At 51.8% G+C, this 17,267-nt stretch carries 14 protein-coding genes; 12 read left to right on the plus strand and 2 right to left on the minus strand.

Features of this window, described 5'->3' with window-relative positions:
- Positions 1-32: 32 nt before the first annotated feature.
- Positions 33-1,253, minus strand: coding sequence for an NADP-dependent isocitrate dehydrogenase (locus V7676_RS02090; RefSeq protein WP_335658003.1), 1,221 nt, complete (start codon positions 1,251-1,253; stop codon positions 33-35).
- Positions 1,254-1,435: 182 nt separating this feature from the next.
- Between V7676_RS02090 and V7676_RS02095 the strand changes: the two genes are divergently transcribed.
- Complete coding sequence (locus V7676_RS02095) at positions 1,436-2,170, plus strand: phosphatidylserine decarboxylase (RefSeq protein ID WP_335658004.1); 735 nt, start codon at positions 1,436-1,438, stop codon at positions 2,168-2,170.
- Between the two features lie 33 nt (positions 2,171-2,203).
- On the plus strand, positions 2,204-2,995 hold the full coding sequence (locus V7676_RS02100) for a CDP-alcohol phosphatidyltransferase family protein (RefSeq protein WP_335658005.1): 792 nt from the start codon (positions 2,204-2,206) through the stop codon (positions 2,993-2,995).
- Here the strand turns inward: V7676_RS02100 and V7676_RS02105 are convergent.
- Entirely contained in the window at positions 2,946-3,185 is a 240-nt protein-coding gene (locus V7676_RS02105; protein WP_335658006.1) for a hypothetical protein, read from the minus strand. The genes V7676_RS02100 and V7676_RS02105 overlap by 50 nt on opposite strands.
- A gap of 188 nt (positions 3,186-3,373) precedes the next feature.
- On the opposite strand from V7676_RS02105, the gene V7676_RS02110 reads away from it, so the two are divergent.
- The 10 genes from V7676_RS02110 (at position 3,374) to cobA (ending at position 17,202) form a co-directional block, all read left to right on the plus strand.
- Positions 3,374-3,955: an ANTAR domain-containing response regulator gene (locus V7676_RS02110; RefSeq protein ID WP_335658007.1), complete on the plus strand. Its 582-nt coding sequence runs from the start codon at positions 3,374-3,376 to the stop codon at positions 3,953-3,955.
- On the plus strand, positions 3,952-5,169 hold the full coding sequence (locus V7676_RS02115) for an ABC transporter substrate-binding protein (RefSeq protein ID WP_442955383.1): 1,218 nt from the start codon (positions 3,952-3,954) through the stop codon (positions 5,167-5,169). Before V7676_RS02110 ends, V7676_RS02115 begins: the two co-directional genes overlap by 4 nt.
- A 254-nt stretch (positions 5,170-5,423) precedes the next feature.
- Positions 5,424-6,836, plus strand: a complete 1,413-nt coding sequence (locus V7676_RS02120) for a CmpA/NrtA family ABC transporter substrate-binding protein (RefSeq protein ID WP_335658008.1) — start codon at positions 5,424-5,426, stop codon at positions 6,834-6,836.
- Positions 6,837-6,864: 28 nt separating this feature from the next.
- The gene (locus V7676_RS02125) at positions 6,865-7,935 is read left to right on the plus strand and encodes an ABC transporter permease (RefSeq protein WP_335658009.1); all 1,071 of its coding nucleotides are present in this window, start codon (positions 6,865-6,867) and stop codon (positions 7,933-7,935) included.
- Between the two features lie 10 nt (positions 7,936-7,945).
- Positions 7,946-9,670 (plus strand): ABC transporter ATP-binding protein, encoded by a 1,725-nt coding sequence (locus V7676_RS02130; protein WP_335658010.1) that lies wholly within the window; start codon positions 7,946-7,948, stop codon positions 9,668-9,670.
- A 48-nt stretch (positions 9,671-9,718) separates the two neighbouring features.
- Positions 9,719-10,951, plus strand: coding sequence for an alginate export family protein (locus V7676_RS02135; protein WP_335658011.1), 1,233 nt, complete (start codon positions 9,719-9,721; stop codon positions 10,949-10,951).
- A gap of 14 nt (positions 10,952-10,965) precedes the next feature.
- On the plus strand, positions 10,966-13,473 hold the full coding sequence (gene nirB / locus V7676_RS02140) for a nitrite reductase large subunit NirB (RefSeq protein ID WP_335658012.1): 2,508 nt from the start codon (positions 10,966-10,968) through the stop codon (positions 13,471-13,473).
- Complete coding sequence (gene nirD, locus V7676_RS02145) at positions 13,470-13,814, plus strand: nitrite reductase small subunit NirD (RefSeq protein WP_335658013.1); 345 nt, start codon at positions 13,470-13,472, stop codon at positions 13,812-13,814. The genes nirB and nirD overlap by 4 nt, the downstream gene beginning before the upstream one ends.
- The gene (locus V7676_RS02150) at positions 13,811-16,405 is read left to right on the plus strand and encodes a nitrate reductase (protein ID WP_335658014.1); all 2,595 of its coding nucleotides are present in this window, start codon (positions 13,811-13,813) and stop codon (positions 16,403-16,405) included. The genes nirD and V7676_RS02150 overlap by 4 nt, the downstream gene beginning before the upstream one ends.
- Positions 16,402-17,202, plus strand: a complete 801-nt coding sequence (cobA, locus tag V7676_RS02155; protein WP_335658015.1) for a uroporphyrinogen-III C-methyltransferase — start codon at positions 16,402-16,404, stop codon at positions 17,200-17,202. The genes V7676_RS02150 and cobA overlap by 4 nt, the downstream gene beginning before the upstream one ends.
- Positions 17,203-17,267: the final 65 nt, after the last annotated feature.

Genomic DNA, 17,267 nt, shown 5'->3' on the forward strand with positions numbered 1-17,267 from the left:
CGGTTTGTCAGCCATTCAAAACATATGGAGGATTATTTCCAGTTTGCCATTTCGGTTTCGAGATTGGAACGGACCGCTTCGAAAAATTGCTCGGTGGTCATCCAGTTTTGATCTGGCCCGATGAGGATAGCGAGATCCTTGGTCATATCGCCGTTTTCAACTGTCTGGATGCACACTTTTTCAAGTGTTTCAGCAAAGCGTGTCACATCAGGTGTGTTATCGAATTGGCCGCGATATATCAGGCCGCGGGTCCATGCGAAGATTGACGCAATCGGGTTGGTTGATGTCGCTTTACCTTGCTGATGTTGGCGATAGTGCCGCGTAACAGTACCATGTGCGGCTTCAGCTTCTACGGTATTGCCGGTTGGCGTCATCAATACTGACGTCATGAGGCCAAGGGAACCAAAGCCTTGCGCGACCGTGTCGGATTGGACATCGCCGTCGTAGTTCTTGCATGCCCAGACGAATTTTCCGCTCCATTTCATGGCCGATGCGACCATGTCATCGATCAAGCGATGCTCATAAGTTATCTTAGCTTTCTCAAATTTGTCTTTAAATTCAGCTTCAAATATTTCTTCAAACAGGTCTTTAAAGCGCCCGTCATAAGTTTTCATGATCGTGTTCTTGGTCGACAGATAGACAGGCCATTGGCGATTGAGACCGTAATTCATTGAAGCGCGGGCGAAGTCGCGAATGGAATCGTCGAGATTATACATCGCCATGGCAACGCCGGGTGATGGAAATTGGAAGACTTCTTCGTCAATTTTCGTGCCATCATCACCGTCAAATACCAGACGGAGCTTGCCGGGGCCGGGCACTTTGAAATCGGTTGCGCGATATTGGTCACCAAAAGCGTGACGACCAATCACGATAGGATCAGTCCAGCCAGGAACCAAGCGCGGCACATTATCGATTACGATTGGTTCACGGAATACGACGCCGCCCAATATGTTACGGATCGTACCATTTGGAGACTTCCACATACGTTTCAGGCCGAATTCTTCGACGCGGGCTTCATCAGGAGTGATGGTCGCGCATTTTACGCCGACACCATGTTTTTTGATCGCATTGGCGGCATCAACGGTAATTTTGTCGTTTGTATCGTCGCGCACTTCAATGGCGAGATCATAATAATGCAGATCAATATCGAGATAGGGTACAATCAGTTTCTCGCGAATCCATTGCCAGATGATCCGTGTCATCTCATCGCCATCGAGTTCGACGACCGGGTTTTTGACCTTAATTTTCGACATAGAAATTATACTTTCCTGAAAGCAAGATTGACTGAAATAGACTTTGGGAGGAATCTAATTTGACGATCTCTTAGCAAAGATCACAATTTGTTCAACCATCTGTTAAAAACTCTCGCGATTGATCGCACGAAACTGACGTAGGAGTATTGTCAGAACAGAACACTCCTTCTAAGGATTAAATCATGGCAATAGAGAAATATTCAAACAAGGGCCTTGGCGAAGCCAAATGGTCCTTCCCCCCCATCCATCCCGAAGGTCGTAAATTTGCTGTCATCGCGGCGGCTATTACAGCGGCCTTTGCGTTTTTCGCATGGGAGACATTGGCATGGCCAATGGCGGGCATTACTATTTGGGTGCTGGCTTTCTTTCGCGATCCGAAACGGGTAACGCCGCTCGACGATAAATATATTGTCGCGCCGGCTGATGGATTGATCAGTTTAATCATGCCGGTGGTCCCACCGGTTGAATTGCAGGGTGAGGGCGGTCTGGGCAATGAAGAGCTAATCCGCGTATCCATTTTCATGAGCGTCTTCGATGTACATATTAATCGGACTCCAATCGAAGGCACAGTGAAACGACAGGCCTATATCTCGGGCAAGTTCCTGAACGCTGATCTGGATAAAGCCAGCGAAGAAAATGAGCGTCAGCATTTCATGGTGGAACGGAATGATGGTTTAAAGGTGGGCTTTACCCAGATTGCGGGCCTTGTTGCACGGCGGATCATGTCTTTTGTTAAAGAAGGTGATTTTGTCGCGGTCGGACAGCGTATCGGCCTGATCCGTTTTGGCAGCAGGGTAGATGTGTATCTTCCAAAGGGCACGTTACCAAGCGTCGTTCTGGGGCAGCGTTCCATTGCAGGCGAAACCGTACTTGCAGAAGTCGGCCAAATGAAAGAAATTGAAGGCGTCGGTCAATGACCAACAGGTCTAAAAATCAGGGGCCTCTAACTAATGGCCAATAAAAAGCGGTTGATGCGCCCCGAAAAAGGCATATCTTTGCGGGCTTTTACCCCCAATGCTGTGACAGCCTTGGCTCTGTGTGTCGGGCTGAGCGGTGTGCGCTTTGCCTTTATGGAAAATTGGGTATTGGCTGCCGGCGCCGTTGTACTGGCCGGCATATTGGATGGCCTAGATGGCCGTATAGCGCGGCTGTTAAACGCGCAAAGCCGCTTTGGTGCTGAACTCGACTCGCTCTCTGACGTGATTGCATTTGGCGTAACACCAGCGCTGATCATGTTTTTCTGGTCTCTACAATATATGCCGCAATTTGGCTGGGTGCTCTCGCTCACCATGGCTGTTGGTTGCGCGTTGCGACTCGCTCGGTTCAATGCTCAGATTGATGATGAGGATCAGCCGCATAAGTCAGCAGGTTTCTTGACGGGCATTCCCGCGCCCGTTGCAGCCGGTCTGGCCATGCTTCCGCTATATCTTTGGGTTATTACGGAACTGGAATTGTTCCGGCAATATTGGCTTGTCGGGCCGTGGATCGTATTGGTTGCATTCTTGATGATTTCCAATACCGCAACATATAGCTGGTCATCGCTTCGCCTCCGCAAGAATATCCGGTTGGAGGCGCTTGCTGGCTTTGCTTTGCTGGGCGTTGCGTTGATTACCAATCCTTGGGTGAGCCTCAGCGCGATCAGCATTGCTTATATTATAGCAATCCCATTCAGCGTCAGAAGCTATGCAAGGGTTAAGCGGCAGCGCGTAAAGGAACGGGTTGAGAAGGCCGCTGACGCATAGGCAAATAGGGTTTGCTTACGCGAACGCGGTATGGCGATGATGCCATCGAAGTTGGCGCCAAATTTTCACCAAGCTCGGCCATAATCACGGCCTTCACTTTATCCTTATAGCCAAGGAACATTACACCAATGGTCAAAACCGCACCGGCCAGAGCAAGGGCAAAAAAAGTAGAAATCGCGACGGTCAGCATATCATATTCCTATGTGTTCTTTCTATAGGCATGTAATGTTCTATTTATGTTCCACATGTCAAGGATTTAATTGAAACATATCTGAAGTACGCTGTGCGAATCAAAAAGGTTGCCTCATCGTTCATGTTGCACCTGCACACAAAAAGGCGTTACATAGCTTAAACTTTCTTCCGCTATCGGAGTGCCCATTGCGTATTGCTGTTATCGATGAAAACCCCGTTCGCGCGGCCATAATAGAAGACGGGCTTGCCGAAGTGGGGGAGCGCGATGTGTTTGTCATTTCCGAGCGGACCGGCATGGCACGGGCCATTGAAACCATTGATCCTGAAGTCATTCTGATCGATTTGGGCAATCCCTCCCGCGATATGCTGGAGGAATATTTTGCTGTCAGCCGTGCAGTTTCACGCCCCATTGCTATGTTTGTCGAACAATCGGATGACGATACAATAGCGGCAGCGATTGATGCAGGGGTTTCTGCTTATATTGTTGATGGACTTTCACAGCGCCGATTGAAGCCTATACTTGATCTGGCCGTAAGGCGATTTCAGGCGTTTTCTCGTTTGCAAACAGAGTTACAAGAGGCGCGGGATGCGCTGTCTGATCGAACGACGATCGACAAAGCCAAAAAAATATTGATCCAAAAACGAAACATTGGCGAACCGGAAGCACATAAGCTGCTGCGCGATCATGCGATGAACAGTAACAAGCGGATGGTCGAGGTGGCAGAGGCAATCGTCACGGCCGAAACATTATTGGGAGGCGGTCTGTGAGTATCGATCAAATGAATATCGGTTTTCTGCCGCTCGTGGATGCCGCTTTGCCGATATTGGCTCAGGAACATGGTTTTGCGGAAGAGCAGGGGCTCCATCTGAATTTTACACGGGATGTCAGCTGGGCATCGGTGTTGGACCGGCTGCTTTACGGTCATACAGATGCCGCACATATGCTCGCCCCCCTTGCGATTGCCACTACATTGGGCAGGGGGCGTCCAGCCAAAGCGCTATCCGTACCCTTTATATTGGGGCTGAATGGCAATGCGATTACTATGTCCCACAAATTGGCAAATGTGGTGGCCCCGGCCGGAAAATTGGGGGAGCCGGTTTCTGTTGGTGAAAAGCTAAAGGCTGAAATTGCAAAACGTGCAGAGGCGGGCGAACGGGTTCGGTTTGGTGTTGTTCACCGCTATTCCAGTCATAATTATAAGCTGCGCTATTGGCTCTCGGAATGCGGCATTGCGCCAGATTCCGATGTTGATATTGTTACCATCGCGCCGCCCTTTGCCGCCGATGCGCTTGCCAATGACGAAGTTGACGGGATTTGTGTCGGTGAACCGTGGAATAGTGTTGCGGTGGAGCGCGGTGTTGGACGTATTGTGCTGGTTACAGCACAAATCTGGCGGCGCGGTGTTGAAAAAGTTTTGGCATTGCCGACCGAGAAATTGGACGATGATCGAGATAAGATTGAACGTCTCGTGCGTGCATTGCATTTTGCCGCAAAACATTTTGTCGATCCAGAAAATTGGGATACAAATGCCGCGATCCTGTCTCGCAAGGAATATCTTGATGGGTCTGCGACGCTCATAAATCGCGCCATTTCAGACCGCATCATGCTGACTGCTGGTGCCGAAACTTTTGATGCGCCAGATTTCATGTTTCAATACCGCGAAGCGGCCAATTTCCCTTGGATCAGCCAGGCGGCATGGATTTATTCGCAAATGTTGAGATGGGATCATCTGGAATATAATGCGGATGATCAATTGCGCGCGGAACAGGTTTTTCGTCCCAATGTGTATCGTACGGCATTAAAAGGATTGGATACGCCCATTCCCGGTGCCAATTCCAAATTGGAAGGAAGCGTGACCGACAGTTTGCCGGTCGGTTCGACTCAGGGTCGTCTGACGCTTGGGGCCAATCCATTTTTCGATGGCCGTATTTTTGATCCAACAGAAGTTCTCAAGTATCTGGAATCATTGCCAAAGTCATAAAAATTGTTGCGGCGCAATATTTGTGCTTGCCTTTTCCAACGGGCTAATGTTATTTAATTCGTGACGGGAAAACTTCCCGACATCTTATTTACCGGTTTGTCCAATGACGGGCGAACATAGGGTAGAACGATATATAATCGAATAGGCAATGTCGCCGCCCAAGCCAGTCTTATCGACTGTCGCTTGAGGCGGTTTTTTTGTGTGTTTCTTCGTTCTTCCTCTTCGTTGTTTTGGAAAAGAAAAAGGGATTGAATATGAAACCGAATCGCCGCAATTTTCTTATCTTGGCTGTATGTGCAGCATCTTTGTCAGCTTGCGGAGGCAGCGGAGACAGCAAGTCGAATAGCGGAGAGACTGTGACGGCCGCTACCGTGGATGGTGCCATTGAAAAGCCGGCACTGAAACTCGGCTTCATAAAGCTCACCGATATGGCACCACTCGCGATTGCGAAGGAAAAGGGATTTTTCGCTGAAGAAGGTTTGAACGTCACTCTTGAGCCGCAAGCGAACTGGAAAGTGCTTCTTGACGGCGTGATTGGTGGTCAGCTGGACGGCGCGCATATGTTAGCAGGGCAACCTTTGGCCGCAACAATAGGTTATGGCACGAAGGCCGATCTCATCGCTCCGCTATCGCTCGACCTTAATGGCAATGCGATCACCCTCTCCAACAAAGTCTGGGATCAAATCGAGCCGGGCCTTAAGAAAAATCCAGACGGTAAGCCGGTACATCCGATTAGTGCGTCAGTCCTGAAGCCCGTGATTGCCAATTATAAGTCACAGGGGAAGCAGTTTAAAATGGGAATGGTTTTCCCGGTTTCCACCCATAATTACGAACTGCGTTATTGGCTAGCCGCTGGCGGTATTGAGCCCGGTTATTATACTCCGGGCGATGTCGGTGGGACTGTCGGCGCAGAAGCGGCGCTTTCGGTAACGCCGCCACCGCAAATGCCCGCCACGATGGAAGCCGGTACGATTGACGGCTATTGTGTTGGCGAGCCTTGGAACCAAGCGGCTGTGCAAAAGAAAATCGGCGTGCCTGTTATCACCGATGACGAAATCTGGAGGAAAAATCCGGAAAAAGTGCTTGGATTGCGCAAGGATTTTGCTGAGAAATATCCAGCCACGACAGCGGCGCTGCTTCGCGCGGTTATCAAGGCCCAGTTATGGTTAGACGTCGATAATGGGAAAAACCGTGCTGAAGCCGTGAAAATATTGTCGCAATCTAATTATGTCGGTGCAGACGAGGCTGTCATCGGTGCTTCGATGACCGGAAAGTTCACCTATCAGGCTGGTGACACGCGGGCAGCTCCTGATTTCAATATCTTCTTCAACGATTATGCCGGCTATCCATTCTATTCGGATGCTATCTGGTATCTGACTCAGATGCGGCGTTGGGGACAGATTGCTGACGACCAGACCGACCAATGGTATTTTGATACCGCTAAAGCCGTCTATCGTCCTGATCTATATCTCGCTGCTGCGAACAAGCTGGCAAAAGACGGCGTTATTCCAGCGGACTCTATCCCGGAATCCGATGGTTATAAAGGTGAGCAGTCGGGCTTTATCGATGGGATTACCTACAACGGCAAAGCACCGAATGCCTATCTCGCGAAATTTTCGATTGGACTGAAAAAGGGTCAAAAAGTGACCACTTCAGGCGTCAAATAAGCATCAGATGAACAAAGGAAACCAAGACATGGCGACCGTCATTGCAGATAAATTCAACAGCAATACCGAAAGTGAGAATAAGGTGTCGAACAATGAAGCTGGCGATGACGGTCGCACGACGGAAAAAGCCGCTCTCGCTACTAAAGCTGCCGGCGCTGGGAGGATGAAATATATTGATCCGAAGAAAATCCTGGATTGGCTGAAAGGCCTCGGCGCTCCTGCTTTCGGGATTCTGGCATTTCTGGCGCTTTGGGCCGTGCTGGCACCGCAAGTTGATACTTCTTTGGGTAGCTTGCCTGGACCGGTTGAGGTCGCGGGGCAGGGTGTCGCACTTTTTGATGAATGGTCCGCAGCGCAAGACCAGAAGGCGGAGTTTTATGCAGCACAGGACGCCAGAAATGCGGCAGCGGTTGAAAGCGGCGGACAGACACGGGATTTTCAATATAGTGGACCGCCGACCTTTCTTGACCAGATTTGGACGTCTCTGGCGACGGTTGCTTTGGGATTTTTTCTAGCCACTATTTTCGCCGTTCCCATCGGCTTGATCTGCGGCCTTTCGAAAACATTTAATGCAGCGATCAATCCGTTGATACAAATCATGAAGCCGGTTAGCCCGCTCGCGTGGCTTCCGATTGTGACGATGGTGATTTCGGCTACAATGACCGATCCAGATCCGACATTGCCAAAAAGCTTTGTTATCTCTGCCATTGTCGTCATGCTTTGCTCGCTTTGGACAACGCTGATCAATACGGCAATCGGGGCGGCGTCCATCGACAAGGATTTGCTGAATGTTGGCAAAGTCTTGCGTCTCGGGTGGTTCGCTAAATTGACCCGCTTGGTCCTGCCCTCTGCATTGCCCTATATTTTTACCGGCATGCGTCTGTCGCTGGGTGTGGGCTGGATGGTGCTCATCGCGGCTGAAATGCTCGCACAAAACCCGGGACTTGGCAAATTTGTATGGGACGAGTTCCAGAATGGATCAAGCCAGTCTCTCGCACGGATTATGTTCGCTGTCATCGTGATCGGTTTGATCGGCTTCATGCTCGACCGGGTCATGATGCTCCTACAAAATTTAGCCAGCCGTAATCGTACGGTTTGAGGGAAAAAACATGACCAACGCCCCTCCCATTTTATCGCTAAAAAACGTCAGCAAATCTTTTGTTGATGGATCCGGAACCCGCACTGAGGTACTTGATAATATCAACCTTGATGTCGCTGATGGAGAGTTTATCGCTATCCTCGGGTTTTCGGGGGCCGGTAAGACGACCTTGATAAATTGCATCGCTGGACTGACCGAAGCCGACACAGGTGAAGTGCTAGTCAAAGATAATCCATGCAAAGGTCCAGGGAAGGACCGCGGGCTGGTGTTTCAAAGCTATTCGCTTTTCCCGTGGCTAAGTGTTGAGGCCAATGTCGCACTGGCAGTAGATGCTGTTCATAAGGACAAAACAAAAGAAGAACGCGCTGCGCTCGTAAAGCAGAAGGTTGAACTGGTTGGTCTGGGCCATGCCATGGACCGTAAACCGGGACAGCTTTCAGGCGGTATGCGGCAACGGGTAGCGGTAGCCCGCGCTCTGGCGATGGAGCCGGAAATCCTGTTGATGGACGAACCACTCTCGGCCCTCGACGCGCTGACCAGAGCCAAGCTACAGGACGAAATTGAACGTATCCGCAAGCATGAAAAACGCACCATTGTTCTGGTGACCAATGATGTTGATGAAGCGTTGCTTCTCGCTGACCGGGTGGCGATCTTAACCCCCGCTCCCTCAGCAACCATCGGGAAGATATTCGATGTGAATATCGAGCGTCCCCGTGAGCGCGAAGCGATGAACGAAGATGCTGCGTATAAAACACTGCGCAATACGATTGTGGGTTATCTTGATATATTGAGCAGCGGTCAAAAAGCAGTGGCGTCGGAGTCAACCAATCTGCCCGATATCACGCCTTTGGACCTTTCAAGTTTACGGGAAGGCAAAGAGGTCGAATTGCCACAGGCCTATCTCGATGCCGCAAAAAGCCCGATTAAAACGCGCTATCTCGAATTTTTTAAGCTTAAGAAAATTTATCCAACCCCCAAAGGTTCGCTGACGGTTGTTGAAGATGTAAATATCCTGATGGACAAGGGCGAGTTTATTTCGCTGATCGGCCATTCTGGTTGCGGAAAATCGACGGTACTCACCATGGCCGCCGGATTGAATAGTATTAGTGATGGCGGGATTGTTCTGGACGGACGCGAAATTGACGTAGCAGGACCTGATAAAGCGGTTGTTTTTCAGGCACCCTCGCTTATGCCTTGGCTGACTGCCCGGCAGAATGTCGCTCTCGGTGTGGAGCGGGTTTACCCGCACACCTCGCGTTCAGAACGCACAGATATTATTGAATATTATCTTGAGCGCGTAGGACTTGGTGACGCGATGGACAAAATGGCCGCCGATATGTCGAACGGTATGCGCCAGAGAGTGGGTATAGCCCGCGCTTTTGCTCTGTCTCCGAAATTACTGCTACTCGACGAGCCATTTGGCATGCTCGACAGTCTGACTCGCTGGGACTTGCAAGATGTGCTGATTGAGGTCTGGAACCGCACTAAAGTGACCGCGATTATGGTTACCCATGATGTGGACGAGGCGATCCTGCTCGCCGACCGCGTGGTGATGATGACCAATGGTCCGCATGCCACCATCGGTAAAATTCTTGACGTTGATTTGCCGCGACCACGTGATCGTAAGGCGTTGCTCGAGCATCCGAAATTTTACGCTTACCGGCAAGAGGTTCTACAATTTCTCGCCGAATATGAACATGGAAATACCAAGGGATCGTCCGCAGAGGCGGCCTGAACAGAGAGGGTGCCCGGCAAAAGCGAAGCTATTTAACGGGAAACGAAAATGAAAAAAATGAAATTAAATTCATATCTACTATTATCAGCCACTGTTCTTGCTGCACCGTCATTGGCGCATGCGAAGACCGGTGATCCGGTTGTCGTTGCCGAGGGTATAACATTGGACCCGATTTTTGATGCACGGCTTGCTTATGAACATGTTGACCAACCGGCAACGAGCGCGGATTCGTTAACTTTGCGGACACGCGCCGGAATAGAGTTGGCCAGTGATATCGGCTTGTCCTTCTTGATCGAAAGCGAGGCCACGCTGGGTCTGGTCAATGATTTTAATGATACCAACATTGGCAATGGCATTGAGCCCTATTCTGTTGTTGCCGACCCCGAAAATATTGAACTGAATCGTATTCAGCTTAAATTTGCGAAAAAGGATAAAGGCAGTCTCACCGTCGGTCGTCAGCGGATCAATATTGACGATCAGCGTTTTGTCGGCAGCGTTGGTTGGCGGCAAAATGAGCAAACTTTTGATGCTGTCAGTGCATCTGTTACGGCGCTGAAACCGCTGACATTGGAAGCCACTTACGCGATTTCCCAGCGCACGATATTTGGTGCGGATGCCGGAACGCGTGAAGCCTTTGACGGGGACCTTATATTCTTGGGCGCAGGGGTAAAAGCTGGGCCAGCCAATCTGAAGGGGTTTGCTTATTTACTCGATTTTGATGCGGGCCAACCGGTTTCACTGAGTTCCAGCGCAACTTACGGTGCGCGCGCGACGGCGACGTTCCCGGTGGCCGAGGGTTTCTCGATAGACTTGGCCGGCAGCTATGCCGTGCAAAAAGATTATAAAGCCAACCCTAATAATTACTCGGTCGATTATATTGCCGGTTCCGTTGGTACGTCTTTCTCCGGTTTTGGCCTAACGTTGGGATATGAGAGTTTAGGCGCGGATGGTGCGGGAAATAGTTTCCAGACGCCACTGGCTACACTGCATAAATTTAACGGGTGGGCGGATGTTTTCCTCAACACACCGGGGGCAGGTCTTGAAGATAAATATGTCAGCGTGAGTAAGAAGTTCAAGTTGCTAGGCGGACTCGCTGCCAGCGCTGCCTATCACGATTTTCGTAGCGATGTGGGAAGCGTGAAATATGGCACCGAATTTGACGCGGCGCTTAATTTCAACATCGACGTGATCAGCGTTGGTCTCAAATACGCCAATTACAACGCCAAAAATTTGGCTGTTGATACCGAGAAATTCTGGCTTCGGCTGGGTTATAGTTTCTAACAAGGAATAATCGAATGAACGCACCAGTTACACTAGGCGACAAGAAAAAAGACGCTTCGCACTATCCCCGCGAACGGCTTGTCGTTATCGGTAATGGCATGGCGGGATGCCGCGCCGTGGAAGAAATTCTTGCCCGCGATGCAGACCGCTATGCCATTACTATTTTTGGTGCGGAGCCCCGGGTCAATTATGACCGGATAATGTTGTCACCCGTGCTCGCGGGTGACAAGACATTTGATGAAATCATCATCAACGACCAAAATTGGTACGATGATAACGGTATAGAATTGGTCAGCGGTGATGCCGTAATCGCGATCAAGCGGGAAGCGAAAGAGGTGGTTAGCGCTTCCGGCCGGGTTACGCCTTATGATCGGCTGCTTATCGCTACAGGGTCTGACCCGTTCATTATTCCGGTGCCGGGACATAAGCTGCCGGGCGTTATCACTTTCCGTGACCTGGACGATGTCGAAAAAATGTTGGCAGCGGCAGAAGGCGGCGGCAATGCGGTCGTCATCGGCGGCGGTTTGCTGGGCCTTGAGGCAGCACATGGCCTTTCTCTGCGCGGAATGCAGGTGACGGTTTTGCATCTGATGCCAACGCTTATGGAGCGCCAGTTGGATGAGGCTGCAGGCTTTCTTCTAAGAAGCGAACTGGAAAGGCGCGGGCAGACGATCATCACGCAGGCCGATACTGCCGAGATATTGGGAGACACCCATGTTGCGGGTGTGAAGCTAAAAGATGGTACCGAAATTGCCGCTGATTTGGTGGTCATGGCCGTCGGGATAAAACCGTCCGTTAGTCTCGCCAAGCTCGCCGAGTTGGAAGTGGAGCGCGGGATTGTTGTCGATGATCACATGGTGACCAGCGATCCAGCGATATTGGCGGTGGGAGAATGTGTTCAGCATCGCGGCGCTTGCTATGGACTTGTTGCACCGCTCTGGGAAATGTGCCGTTCGCTCGCTGATTTTATGACGGAACAGCCAAGCGGCTATACAGGTTCAGTCACGGCTACCAAGCTCAAGGTTTCAGGTATCGACCTTTACTCTGCTGGTGATTTTTCGGGCGGCGATGACACAGAAGATATTGTCATGCGTGATGCCACGCGGGGCGTTTACAAGCGGGTTGTCGTGAAGGGTAATCAGCTGATTGGCGCGGTGCTGTACGGCGATGTCGCTGACGGTAGTTGGTATTTCGATCTCCTAAAACGCCAAGAAGATATATCCGATATTCGCGAAGCGCTGATATTCGGCCAGGCCTTTGCTTCTGGAGGCGCTACGCTGGACCCTGACAGCGCCGTTGCAGCATTGTCCGACGACGCAGAGATCTGCGGCTGCAACGGCGTAACAAAGGGACAGGTTATTGCATGCATCGAAGGCGGGGCAGGCGATCTTGACGGCGTAAGGGCAGGTTGCAAGGCATCCGCTAGCTGCGGTTCTTGCACTGGTTTGGTCGAGAGCTTATTGAGTCTCTCGCTTGGTGATGATTATGGCGGTGCGCGCACTGTCACGCCGATGTGCAAATGCACCAGCTTCACCCATGAAGATGTGCGGCGTAATATTCTCGACAAGGAATTGAAATCCATTCCGCAAGTAATGCAGGAACTGCATTGGACCACGCCGGATGGCTGCGCTTCCTGCCGCCCTGCGCTCAACTATTACCTGTTATGTGCATGGCCTACCGAACATGAGGAAGATCCGCAAAGCCGGTTCGTCAATGAACGGATGCATGCTAATATCCAGAAAGACGGAACCTATTCGGTTGTCCCAAGAATGTGGGGTGGGATTACCTCGCCGAGTGAACTTCGGGCGATTGCTGATGCAGCCGATAAATACGGCGCGCGTCTGTTAAAAGTAACGGGCGGTCAGCGGCTTGATATTTTCGGTATCAAAAAAGAAGATCTACCCGCAATCTGGGCAGATTTAAACGCCGCTGGTATGGTGTCCGGCCATGCCTATGGCAAAGCGCTGCGCACCGTAAAAACCTGCGTGGGCAGCGAATGGTGCCGCTTTGGTACGCAGGATTCCACAGGCCTCGGCATTAAAGCCGAGCAAATGACATGGGGCAGCTGGATGCCGCATAAATTCAAAATTGCCGTGTCAGGTTGTCCGCGCAATTGCGCGGAAGCTTCGATCAAAGACCTTGGTATCATCTGTGTTGATAGCGGTTATGAGCTGAGCGTTGGCGGCAATGGCGGTATCCATCTGCGCGGCACTGACTTCCTGTGTAAAGTGGAAACCGAAGAGCAAGCGCTCGAATATATCGCGGCCTTCATCCAGCTCTACCGCGAAGAAGCCCGCTATCTTGATCGCACGGCACCCTGGGTTGAGCGTGTCGGCATGGACTATATCAAAAACCGTATTGTGGAAGATGAGGAAGGACGCAAAATGCTTCAGGAACGCTTTCTATTTGCCCAGTCGGTCCAACAAAAAGACCCATGGGCGGAACGGGCCGCAGGTGCCGAAGGTCACTTGCATAAACATATCGCCGAGATCCGTCCCTTTGCTGTTCTGGAGCCTGCATGATGGCCGATGCAAAATGGATTGATATTGGACCCGTGGAACAACTGCCTGCGATGGGATCGCGAACTTTGCCTGTACAGGGCGGTCAAGAGATAGCGATATTCCGCACAGCGACAGGCAGCATCCATGCTTTAGCCAATAAATGCCCGCATAAACAAGGCCCGCTCAGCCAAGGTATGGTGCACGACACTAGCGTCACTTGCCCGCTCCATAATTGGCGCATTTCCTTGATTACTGGCGAGGCGCTAGGCGAAGATAAGGGGTGTGTTCCAGTCATTCCGGTCAAGATTGACGCGGGGCGAATTTATATCGAACGGGCGGCTGCTTTGGCCGGGGTCGTGTGACGCAGATTTGCACCACTTGTCCCTATTGCGGGGTCGGATGCGGCATCAAGGCTGACGTCGTCGGTGATCGCGAAGTCGTTATCAAAGGTGACGCAGACCATCCGGCAAATTTCGGTAGGCTTTGTTCCAAAGGTACGCATCTCGCCGAAACCGTCAGTCTGGAAGGGCGCTTACTCCATCCGGAAATTGGCGCTGAGCAGGTCGAGTGGGACGAGGCTCTTAATCTGGTAGCAACGCGCTTCGCCGATACGGTGCGCGAACATGGCCCCGATAGCGTCGCTTTTTATGTCTCCGGTCAATTGCTGACCGAGGATTATTATGTCGCTAACAAGCTGATGAAAGGCTTTATCGGCAGCGGTAATATCGATACCAATAGCCGCTTGTGCATGGCCAGCGCGGTTGCAGCGCACAACCGCGCCTTTGGCGAAGACGTGGTGCCTTGCAGCTATGACGATCTCGAGGCGGCGGATCTCATCTTGCTGGTAGGGTCCAATACCGCTTGGTGCCATCCGGTGATTTGGCAGCGCATCGAAAAGGCACGCAGTGAACGCGGAACAAAGCTGGTTGTCATTGATCCCCGCCTTACCGAAACGGCTGAACGCGCCGATCTGCACTTACCCATCTGCCCTGACGGTGACGTCGCATTGTTCAATGCTTTATTGGCTGAGATGATGACGAGAGGCGCGCTTGATGAAGGCTATCTGCGCGATCATGTTGACGCCCCGGATCAATTTTGGAATGGGCTCGAGGGTGATGCAGAGGCGGCTGGAATTGACCCCGCATTGCTCGACCAACTGGCCGATCTTGTCGTTGCTCATCCAAAAATGGTCACTCTGTTCAGTCAAGGCGCGAACCAATCGGTAAACGGTACAGATAAGGGCAACGCGATTATCAATTTGCATCTGGCTACGGGCCGGATCGGTAAGCCCGGTGCTGGGCCATTCAGCATAACTGGACAGCCCAATGCGATGGGCGGCCGTGAAGTTGGCGGGCTGGCCTCTATGCTGGCTGTGCATATGGGTTTCTCCGATGCCGAATGCGACGCGGCCCAAGCATTCTGGAACAGCCCGACCATTGCACGTCAGCCGGGCCGTAAAGCTGTCGATATGTTCCGCGATGTCCATGAAGGGCGGATCAAGGCAATCTGGGTAATGGCAACCAATCCGGCTGTCTCCATGCCCGATGCAGGCTTTGTGCGGGAAGCCTTGGATCGCTGTGATTTTGTAGTGGTCTCTGATGTAATATCCGAAACCGACACCACCGCCTATGCCGATGTAAAGCTACCGGCGCTTGCCTGGGGCGAGAAAGATGGAACGGTCACCAACAGCGAGCGCGTGATCAGTCGCCAGCGGCCCCTATTTGCGGCGCCAGGAGAGGCAAAAGCTGATTGGTGGATCATTCAGGAAGTCGCTCGCCGCATGGGATTTGGCGACTCCTTCATGTTCGACAGTCCGGCTGCTATATTCCGCGAATATGCCGCACAAACCGGCTATCGCAATGATGGCAAGCGCAAGCTGAATCTGTCGGAATGGGCCAAAACCACAGATGCTGAATTTGACTCTTGGACGCCAAAAATATGGGGCGGAATATCACCCTATGCCGACGGCAAATTTTCAACCACCAATGCTAGGGCCCGATTGACGGCAGTGACACCGATTGCATTGCCGGCGGCGGACCTATCCTTTCCGCTGCGTCTGAATACTGGACGATATCGTGACCAGTGGCATACTATGACCCGCACTGGCCTCAGTCCGCGTTTGTCGCAGCACCGCCGGGAACCGCTCGCTGAAATTCATCCACAGGATGCCTTGGAACGCGGCATTGATGATGGAAGTCTGGCACGCATTACAACACCGCAAGGGGATAGCATTTTTCGTGTCCAGACCACTGAAGCACAGCGGCGCGGTGAAATATTCGTGCCGATGCACTGGACGGATCAGATGAGCAACGGCGGCCGTGCAAACCAGTTGCCGGACCAAACTGTTGATCCAGTGTCAGGCCAACCCGCTTATAAAAATAGCCTTTGCAACATCGAAGCTGTTCAGCCCGAATGGCATGCATTTTTGGTCAGCAATAAACGTCCGGCTTTGCCCCCACTGCTCTATTGGGCGAGCACGCGGATTGCAGGTGGATGGCTTACCGAAATGTCGGGCCAAGGCAATATTGAGTTGGAGGCGCTGCTTCCCGAAGGTGATCGTGTCGAGGCTGTAGACATGAAGCGCGGAATGCGCCGAATTGCCGTCCGCGATCAGGAAGACAAACTGGCGGCTGCGCTTTTTCTGACCCGCAAAGGACAACTGCCATCGCGTGATTGGATCGCGGGACAGCTTGTCAGCGAGGAGCAAGCAGATGCACCATCATTGCTCGCGGCACGTCCGAAAATTGCGGGGCCGGATAAAGGCGCAATCGTGTGCATTTGTTTTAATGTCGGGGTGAAGCAGATTATCACTGCAATTGCAGACCAATCTCTGACCAGTTTGGATGATATAGGCACTGCGTTGAGCGCCGGGACAAATTGCGGCAGTTGCCGTCCCACGCTTTCCAAATTGCTGAACGATACACCGCAACCAGAATTGGAGGCCGCCGAATGAGTGAAATTGTCATTGAGCTTGGAAGCGTATGGCTAGTCGGTGCAGGTCCGGGTGATCCAGATCTGCTCACCCGCAAAGCCGAGAAATTAATCCGCGCCGCCAGCATCATTTTTTACGACGCGCTTGTTGGAAAAGGCGTTCTGGAGCTTGCGCCGCAGTCCGCCAAGCTTGTTCCAGTAGGTAAACGGTCTGGCCGCCATTCGAAAGATCAGCGCAGCATTAACGACATGCTGGTGGACGCAGCATTGGCGGGGAAAAGAGTGGTTCGGCTAAAAGGCGGCGACGTAGGCATTTTTGGACGTGCGACCGAGGAAATGGATAGGTTGACCGAACATGGCATTTCCTGTCATATTTGCCCCGGTATAACCGCCGCATCAGCCGCTGCAGCAAGCGCGGGAATATCGCTCACCTTGCGCGGTCTCGCCCGTAAGCTTGTCTTTGTAACCGCTCACGCAAAAGCAGGCGAGGAGCTCGATCTCGATTGGCAGGCGCTGGCCGATCCCAAAGCGACGCTCGCAATCTATATGGGCAAAGCGGCAGCGGCGACCATTTCACGTCAGCTTACAGAGGCTGGCTTGGCTGGAGACACTCCGGTGCTATTGATAGAAAATGCCAGTCTGCCGGAAGAATGTCAATTTAGCACAAGGCTTGATTTGTTGGCCCTTTCGGCGAAATCTGCCCTTGGGGATGGTCCTGCGTTGATGCTGATCGGCGAAGCCGTGCGGCAGCGCCGTGTGGCCAATGCTTCAACTTCCGTGTCTATTTTAACGCCACCAGTACGGACGCTATTTGGCTAGCGATGGACCTTAAGATTTGTCGCTGGAATATTCTGACAGAGGACATTGAAATTTGTTTGGCTTTG

The organism is Parasphingorhabdus sp. (genome assembly GCF_036963805.1).
Lineage (GTDB): Bacteria > Pseudomonadota > Alphaproteobacteria > Sphingomonadales > Sphingomonadaceae > Parasphingorhabdus.

Excerpts from the sequence above, each read along its gene's own strand:
- nirD (WP_335658013.1), top strand. The coding sequence starts at position 13,470 with ATGATGGCCGATGCAAAATGGATTGATATTGGACCCGTGGAACAACTG.
- V7676_RS02105 (WP_335658006.1), bottom strand. The coding sequence starts at position 3,185 with ATGCTGACCGTCGCGATTTCTACTTTTTTTGCCCTTGCTCTGGCCGGT.
- V7676_RS02120 (WP_335658008.1), top strand. The coding sequence starts at position 5,424 with ATGAAACCGAATCGCCGCAATTTTCTTATCTTGGCTGTATGTGCAGCA.
- V7676_RS02090 (WP_335658003.1), bottom strand. The coding sequence starts at position 1,253 with ATGTCGAAAATTAAGGTCAAAAACCCGGTCGTCGAACTCGATGGCGAT.
- V7676_RS02135 (WP_335658011.1), top strand. The coding sequence starts at position 9,719 with ATGAAAAAAATGAAATTAAATTCATATCTACTATTATCAGCCACTGTT.
- V7676_RS02100 (WP_335658005.1), top strand. The coding sequence starts at position 2,204 with ATGGCCAATAAAAAGCGGTTGATGCGCCCCGAAAAAGGCATATCTTTG.
- V7676_RS02095 (WP_335658004.1), top strand. The coding sequence starts at position 1,436 with ATGGCAATAGAGAAATATTCAAACAAGGGCCTTGGCGAAGCCAAATGG.
- nirB (WP_335658012.1), top strand. The coding sequence starts at position 10,966 with ATGAACGCACCAGTTACACTAGGCGACAAGAAAAAAGACGCTTCGCAC.
- cobA (WP_335658015.1), top strand. The coding sequence starts at position 16,402 with ATGAGTGAAATTGTCATTGAGCTTGGAAGCGTATGGCTAGTCGGTGCA.
- V7676_RS02130 (WP_335658010.1), top strand. The coding sequence starts at position 7,946 with ATGACCAACGCCCCTCCCATTTTATCGCTAAAAAACGTCAGCAAATCT.
- V7676_RS02125 (WP_335658009.1), top strand. The coding sequence starts at position 6,865 with ATGGCGACCGTCATTGCAGATAAATTCAACAGCAATACCGAAAGTGAG.